This window comes from Flavobacterium aurantiibacter (assembly GCF_002251775.1).
Taxonomy (GTDB): Bacteria; Bacteroidota; Bacteroidia; order Flavobacteriales; family Flavobacteriaceae; genus Flavobacterium; species Flavobacterium aurantiibacter.
This window is the reverse complement of sequence record NZ_NOXX01000162.1, coordinates 1-7,274: the sequence shown is the minus strand read 5'-3', so window position 1 is coordinate 7,274 and position 7,274 is coordinate 1. Positions and strand designations below refer to the sequence as shown.

Genomic DNA, 7,274 nt, shown 5'->3' with positions numbered 1-7,274 from the left:
TTGGTGCTTTGCGTCAGCGGGTTTCGGAGCACAAAACTGTCAACCCAGCACTAAAGCCCAATTGGAAAACTGAAGTTGAATGTAAGCACGTCACCCCGCATGACGCCAAACGTGTGTGCTTGTTGCACAACTCAAACATAAGTGAATAAGTTGAAAAGTTAAAGCCTAACAAAACTAGCCTTGAAAATAAATTTGCACATGCAAGGACACAAGGCATATTCAGAAAAATTATTCACCAGCTTCCAACTTAGCAATCGAGTACCTGAACATAATATTTACCGTAGATTAAAGGCTCAGCTCGATTTAGAGTTTATACGTAAACAAACCCGCCACTATTATGGTACCGAAGGGCAATCCAGTATTGATCCAGTTGTATTTTTCAAACTTATATTGGTTGGTTATTTAGAAAACCTAAACAGTGATAGAAAAATCATAGACCATTGTGGCATGCGATTAGATATTCTTTATTTTTTAGGTTATGATATTGATGAAGAATTACCTTGGCACTCTACCATATCACGCACCAGACAGTTATATGGTGAAGAAGTGTTTCGTAGTTTATTCAAGAAAGTATTGCAGTTATGTGTAAGTAAAGGCATGGTAAGCGGAAAACGCCAAGCACTAGATAGTGCCTACATCAAAGCCAATGCAAGCATGGATAGCGTAGCCGAGAAAGCATTGACAGAAGATGTATTAAACGATGCTGAAACTTATGCAGACGAACTAAACCAAGCCGAACGTAATGATAAACACCAAGAAACCGTAAGTGAACAAAAGAAAAAGGAAGTAGAGCAGCACCACAAGTGGAAAGAAGTAGAATATAAAAACCAACACAAATTAAGTACCAACAAAGACGGAGAAGTAGACGAATACGGCAATCTGATACGCCCAAAATATTTGAGTAACCATACCCATTATTCCACCACTGATCCAGATGCACGCATAGCAGTAAAGCCAGGTAAGCCGCGACAATTTAACTATTCAGCACAAACAGTAGTAGATACTGCATCACATGTTGTTACCAATATAGTAGCCGATTACAGCGACAAACGAGATAGCCAAAGTTTATCATTAGCCATATCACAAGCAAAAACACAACTAGAACAAAATGGATTACAGATTGAAGAAGTATTAGCCGATGCGGGTTATTCGAGCGGAGAAGCCCTACGCTATTTAGAGCAAAACAATTTAACAGGCTATATCCCCAACTTTGGTCAGTACAAACCAACACGCGAAGGATTTGTGTTTAATGCAGAACAAAATCAATACGAATGTACAAGAGGCAACAAAGCCATTTTGCCTTATAAAAAAACAATAACCGATAGCAAGGGATACACTAAGAAAATATACCGTAGTGACAATAGTAAATGCAAGCAATGTCCATTACGAGGATCATGCATAGGCAAAGGTGATTTCAAGAAAATAGAAGATAGCATTGATAAACCCTATTATGACCGCATGCACCAACGGTTGCAAACACCAAAAGCTAAACGCATGAAAAAACTAAGGAGTTCAACCGTAGAACCAGTATTAGGCACACTAATCAATTTTATGGGCATGCGAAGGGTATGGACACGAGGAATAGCAGGAGCAGGAAAGTTTATGCTAGGCGCAGCAACAGCATACAACCTAAAGAAATGGCTTAACTTTAACCCTAAAAGAGTAAAAACAGGTGCAATGGTGAAATTAAGGGAAGAATTTGCCATGTTCAAAAACAACATAGCATGGCTTTTATATCTTCGATTAGAAGCGCTCAAGAATGTTAACCCATAAAAACTGAATAGAGAAAATAGCTACGCTCTAATCGAATGTATCATGTGTTTATTTTTTTAAAAAAAGAGTTGTGCAACAGCTACCCGTGTTATGCGTATTATCTTACTCCTCAGAAGTTAAACCTAATAAAAGGTCCTAAGTTAAAATTTAAAATCTTTGTCTGAAAGTTTTGTATCATATCTATCCCTATTCCAAACTGAACCTCGTCTTTGTAGTTGGCCCCCACTCTAACAATTTGAGATGCTTCAATAGGGTCTACAGAAAATATTATTTGTGAAGAAAGCCCCCATCTTTTACTAAATTTTGGTGTGTATCCAATGAGACCTAAAATACTTGGACCAACCTCTCCTTCAGCAAAACCAATTGTTGGATACATTTGAATAAAAAAGTCTTCCTTTTTATTTAAATATGAAAGACTTAATCCAATACTGGGAACAAATAACTCCCCATAAAAACCGCCTCCTGCTGATACTCCTATCCAAGGTTTGAATTGATAGGTAAATTGTCCCTCGATAGATACATTGTTTAGTGCTTTATCCTTGTAATTAACAGTAAAACGATTAAGATTAAAGAAATTCCATTTTGCAGTACTATCCAAATCTTTACCAAAATAGTTTATGTAATGAGCTTGTTTATTTCCTGCAAGAGCTTCAAGTACAATTTGGGCACGAATGCTTAAGCAAACCATTAAAAAAATGGTCATCAAAAAAAATGTTTTCATGTCAATTACGGATTCTTAATAAAAATTGTTGGTGTTTGAGGAAGCGATTGACAAGTAAGTATATAACCGTCTTTTAGGTCTTGTTCGGTTAGTACCTGATTACTCTTCATTATCACTCTGCCCTGAATACATTTCATTTTGCAAATGCCACAAAGTCCGTTTTGACAAGAGAAAGGTAATGGAACATTTTGCTCTATACCGCTTTGTAATATGGTTTTTCCATCTTGTGTTTCAAATTGATATGTTTTGCTAAGTACTTTTGCAGAAACCTGTGCTTTTTGCGATGCACTTTCTTGAGTTTGGGTTGTGATCAAAAATAGCTCTCGATGAATTTTATCCTTTGCTACACCTAATGAAGCCAAATCGTCCAACAGTTTATTGGTCATGATTTCTGGACCGCAGAGGTAAAAATCTAATTTGCTTTTACCATATTGTTTCAGCATTTCTTCCAAAAAAATTCTTGTAATATAACCTTTGATGGCTTTTTTAGGATTTTCCTCTTCACTCAAAAAGTGTTTGACTTCCAATTGAGTAGAAAATTCTGTTGTCCATTGCTCTAATTTCTCCTTGAAAATAATGCTGTTTAAATTTCTGTTAGCATATAGTAAAGTAATTTTGCTTTTGGGTTCAAACTTTAAAATCGCACCTATCATGCTATAAATGGGGGTAATACCACTTCCACCCGCTATCATTACATAGTGTTTTTGGTGGGCAGGTTCAGGATTGATGAAAAATTGTCCTGAAGGTGCTGTAACTTCCAAAGTATCGCCAACCCTCAAGCTATCAGCTAAATAATTCGTTACTTTTCCGTCTTTTATTTTTTTGATAGTCAAAGTCAATGAATTACCAGCATTGGGAACTGATGAAATGGAAAAAGTACGATATAGTATTTCTCCATGTCTATTGACTTTAATAGTGAGATGTTGCCCTGCCGAATAATCTCTGAAAACAGAAGGTACATTAACAAACTCAATGGTAAAGGCTTCATTTGCTTCTTTCCTGATGTCAGATACAGTAAGTAAATACAAACCATCGCTTGATTTTTTGATGTGTTTACGTTCAAAAATTTGTTCGTGGCGGCTTTCATAGTCCTTAAATTCAGTCCCCATCCATTTATCCCACCAAGTAAAATACAAAGCATAATTACCATTGAATAATTGGTGATGCATATTGTGATGGGTAGAGGCAGTTTTGAACTGCAGTATTGGAAGTTTTACCCAAATTTTAGGGTAGATTTCATAACCCAAATGTCCTAAAACATTATTTAGCATAGAGAAGATTTGCCAGGCAATTATAGTTCCAAAATGTAGAGGTAACAAAAACGGCAAAACAAAATGCATCATATTTTCTATAATTGCCTCTGAAGGATGGAAAGCAAAAGCTGTTAGTGGCGAAGGGTCAGTACTTTCGTGATGTACCTTATGAAAGAATTTATAAAAACGAGGTAAGTGCATAGCCCTATGGCTCCAGTAAAAAAACATATCGTCAATAAAAAGCACAAGAAAAAAACTAACCCCTAACCACACGTACCCATAGTCGGAAATATCGAAATAGAGTTTAGTATAGCCCTTACTTTCTGAATATAAAAGGAAAACATCCATGATAGCAAAAACTAAAAATGTACTTGCTGAAAAACCAAGATCGTGTTTAAAATGATTAACGTTAGCTCTCTCTGTTTCCTGAATTCTTATTTTTTTGAAGTACTTTTTTCCTACTATCCAAAAGATAATGAAAAATGGAAATGCGAATCCTGCATACCAAAGTAGATTTTCGCCATACATGGCGGTGACATTTTCAAAAAAGGTTGAAATATTCATGTTGATCCAATTTTAGAGTGTTAATTATTGATACTGCAAAATTGGAAAGTATTGAAATGAAAGCTTTTGATGTAGAACAAAAACTGATTTGATGTAGATCAAAAAATGATTAGAGCTTACCTGCCCTTATTCTACTGAGTGTTTCCTGAGTGATGTTTAGGTAAGAAGCTATGTTTCCAAGGCTAACACGGTTGGTAATACCTGAATTTAAGTTTATTAATTTTTGGTAACGTTTCTTAGCATCAAGGAATTGTAAATCGGCAATCCTGTCTTCAATTTGTGCTACATAATGCAACTCAACCAACTTAATAAACCAAAGTGCAAATGAATGATGCTTTTGGAGCAATACTTGTAATGCGGCATATTCAATGGAATACATTTCACTATCTTCTATCAGTTGGATGCTTTCGTGAGCCGGTTCTTGTTTAACAAAACTGGTAGTGTCCACTATAATCTGCGTGTCCAAGCTAAACCAAGTATTCATTTCTTTTCCTTGTTCATTAGTGTAAAAGTGTCTAGCTGCACCCTTTGTCATAAACCAAAGGTGTTTACAAGGTTTACCCGATTTGAGTAAAAAATAGTTTTTGGGATATTCTAAATGCTGAAAGTTCACCAAAACTTCTTCCAATACTTGTTCAGGTAATAAATAAATGGTTTGAATTATTTCTTCTAAAGATTCTTTCATTTCGGTTTTTATGATATTACGCATNGACCAAAGTTGAGAAAGAAAAATTACCTAACAATCAATCGGCTCAAAATACAGCCTAAAAAATGTCCATTAGGAAGCAACGTCTAAAAAATAGCCTAAAAAATGTCCATTACTCCAGAAAATACGATATAAATGTTTGATCTCGAGCGCGCAGAGAGTTGAGCAGATAGTTGAGTGTTATCTCTAAACATTAACCTTAAAATTTTTCAAAATGAAGAAAAAAATTAAAGATTTTACGGCAAAAGAAGCTATTGTAAAGTCAGAATTGCTTGCACACGTCTTGGGTGGTCTAGATGACAGCGGTCGTTGTAAAGAGTTAACATCAAAGTACAACGATACTGTATATGTTAAGCCTCCAGTTCTACCTAAGTCTACAAATATTCAATAACAGATCTAAAAACAAGGCAATCGTTGATTGCCTTGCTTGCTAAAATAATGTATATACAAACATTTGTTTTAAAAATTGCAAGTAGATGTAATCTAAACTGTTCATATTGCTATATGTATAACAAAGGAGATATCACCTACTTAACGCAACCAAAAATTATGTCATTAACTACATTGACAGCAACAGTCTCGAGAATTCAAAGTCATATATCAACAAACAACCTATCCGAAGTATTTATAGTCTTACATGGTGGCGAACCAATGCTTGCTGGAAAGAAATACATTCGCAATTTAATAAATTTGTTTCGCAATCAACTCGATGCTCGAATCAATTTCTCAATTCAAACTAACGGCACATTAATTGATAGTGAATGGGTTGCTTTATTTCAAGAACTTCATGTGAATTTAGGAATTAGCATTGATGGCCCAAAACAATACCATGATAATTATCGTAAATATCATAATGGAAAAGGTTCATATGATACTATAAGACGGCGATTACATAATCTTAATGCGGATTCTCAAGTTGGATATTTGTTTGTTGTTAACACTGCTATTTTGCCCGAAGAGCTTTACAAATTCATAAAAGATATGAAGATTCGTCATCTAAATATACTTTTACCTGATCATCACTATGCAGACTTGCCTTCTTCAAAAACCAGCAAGGAACTGGGAAATTGGCTCATTTCACTTTATGATTTGTGGCGAAATGATTTGAATAGACCATTCGTAGATTTTTTTGAAAATATTATAAAATCATTTTTCAATTTATCAGAAGGCACTCAAATTTTAGGCAGCTGTGAAAATAGTGTCGTTTGCATTGAAACCGATGGTGCGATTGAAGTTATTGATTCCTTAAGAACTTGTAAGTCTGGAATAACAAAAAACAATTTAAATGTTTCTAAGAACGAAATTGCCGAAATTTTTAAATTAGACCTATTCAAAATGTATTATTTAAGTCATTCTACCGTTGCCGACAAGTGCAAAAAATGTATCTATTTACAGACATGTGGAGGCGGTTTTTTACCTCATAGATATTCGCTGAAAAATGAATTTGATAATCCTTCAATATACTGCGAGTCATTATTTGGTTTGATTCGCCACATAGAAAATGATATTAAAATTGAAATCAAAATTGAATGAAATTATTTAAAGACATAGTCATTGACTTTGAAACGCATTTTAAAGATGACTCGATATTAATTAACGATGGTGTAGAACGAGCAGACTTAATGCTAAATAATGAAGACATTTCTTATTTAGAAGAATCATACTTACCGAAAAATAATTGGCGGAATTGTACAGATTTTGAACGATTTACCCTTTTGGACTCGTCCAAAGAATTGAAGAGCTTTCAAAAGATTTTGGTAGGTAAAATACCATTTGAAATAGCTAGTATGTTAAACAAAGCAGAATTTCGAAAGGAAACCTCCCGAGAAGGAGTAATGAATTGTTTAGCTAATAATCATCAATTGACATCAAATCTGGATTTGTTATTGAACAAATTTCTGCTTCGATTTTCGCCTACAAGAAATTTTCAACTTTACAAACTTCTTGTTTTATACCCTGACAGAAAAACAACTGCGATAGTAGATTACGGTAATGAAATGAAATTTATTGGATTACATTTCGACTCAACTACTGTCTTTGAAATTGAAACCGCAAAATTCTCTAAGGCTAGATTTTGTCTAAATCTAGGATTAGAAAGTCGAGAAATCTATTTCATCAACCTGTCACTTGATACCATTAAGAAAAAAATCTTGCTTAAAAATCCAGATGAGATTTTAAGCTTAAAGAATCTGACTCCGACATTTTTTAAATATTTTCTAAGTACACGACAAAAATTGTATTAAATTAATTTCCAGCT

Annotated in this window: 7 protein-coding genes; 4 read left to right on the top strand and 3 right to left on the bottom strand. The window is 34.4% G+C overall.

The features are described 5' to 3' along the window. The first annotated feature begins 198 nt into the window (after nucleotides 1–198). Nucleotides 199–1,773 (top strand): IS1182 family transposase, encoded by a 1,575-nt coding sequence (locus CHX27_RS04300; RefSeq protein ID WP_094485533.1) that lies wholly within the window; start codon nucleotides 199–201, stop codon nucleotides 1,771–1,773. A gap of 109 nt (nucleotides 1,774–1,882) precedes the next feature. Here the strand turns inward: CHX27_RS04300 and CHX27_RS04295 are convergent, their stop codons facing one another. From CHX27_RS04295 to CHX27_RS04285, 3 genes are all read right to left on the bottom strand, one after another. After that, on the bottom strand, nucleotides 1,883–2,494 hold the full coding sequence (locus tag CHX27_RS04295; protein WP_165764437.1) for a hypothetical protein: 612 nt from the start codon (nucleotides 2,492–2,494) through the stop codon (nucleotides 1,883–1,885). Between the two features lie 5 nt (nucleotides 2,495–2,499). Continuing rightward, nucleotides 2,500–4,311: a sterol desaturase family protein gene (locus CHX27_RS04290; protein ID WP_094485531.1), complete on the bottom strand. Its 1,812-nt coding sequence runs from the start codon at nucleotides 4,309–4,311 to the stop codon at nucleotides 2,500–2,502. Nucleotides 4,312–4,420: 109 nt separating this feature from the next. After that, nucleotides 4,421–4,996, bottom strand: coding sequence for a Crp/Fnr family transcriptional regulator (locus tag CHX27_RS04285; protein WP_094485534.1), 576 nt, complete (start codon nucleotides 4,994–4,996; stop codon nucleotides 4,421–4,423). 235 nt (nucleotides 4,997–5,231) lie between these two features. On the opposite strand from CHX27_RS04285, the gene CHX27_RS15500 reads away from it, so the two are divergent. The 3 genes from CHX27_RS15500 to CHX27_RS04275 are packed head-to-tail and all read left to right on the top strand — an operon-like array spanning nucleotide 5,232 to nucleotide 7,260. Continuing rightward, nucleotides 5,232–5,408, top strand: coding sequence for a hypothetical protein (locus CHX27_RS15500; RefSeq protein WP_165764436.1), 177 nt, complete (start codon nucleotides 5,232–5,234; stop codon nucleotides 5,406–5,408). A gap of 47 nt (nucleotides 5,409–5,455) precedes the next feature. Then, nucleotides 5,456–6,550, top strand: coding sequence for a radical SAM protein (locus CHX27_RS04280; RefSeq protein WP_094485530.1), 1,095 nt, complete (start codon nucleotides 5,456–5,458; stop codon nucleotides 6,548–6,550). Beyond that, nucleotides 6,547–7,260, top strand: a complete 714-nt coding sequence (locus CHX27_RS04275; protein WP_094485529.1) for a hypothetical protein — start codon at nucleotides 6,547–6,549, stop codon at nucleotides 7,258–7,260. Before CHX27_RS04280 ends, CHX27_RS04275 begins: the two co-directional genes overlap by 4 nt. Nucleotides 7,261–7,274: the final 14 nt, after the last annotated feature.

Coding starts and splice junctions, on each gene's coding strand:
- CHX27_RS04300 (WP_094485533.1), top strand. CDS start 199: ATGCAAGGACACAAGGCATATTCAGAAAAATTATTCACCAGCTTCCAA.
- CHX27_RS04295 (WP_165764437.1), bottom strand. CDS start 2,494: ATGAAAACATTTTTTTTGATGACCATTTTTTTAATGGTTTGCTTAAGC.
- CHX27_RS04290 (WP_094485531.1), bottom strand. CDS start 4,311: ATGAATATTTCAACCTTTTTTGAAAATGTCACCGCCATGTATGGCGAA.
- CHX27_RS04285 (WP_094485534.1), bottom strand. CDS start 4,996: ATGAAAGAATCTTTAGAAGAAATAATTCAAACCATTTATTTATTACCT.
- CHX27_RS15500 (WP_165764436.1), top strand. CDS start 5,232: ATGAAGAAAAAAATTAAAGATTTTACGGCAAAAGAAGCTATTGTAAAG.
- CHX27_RS04280 (WP_094485530.1), top strand. CDS start 5,456: ATGTATATACAAACATTTGTTTTAAAAATTGCAAGTAGATGTAATCTA.
- CHX27_RS04275 (WP_094485529.1), top strand. CDS start 6,547: ATGAAATTATTTAAAGACATAGTCATTGACTTTGAAACGCATTTTAAA.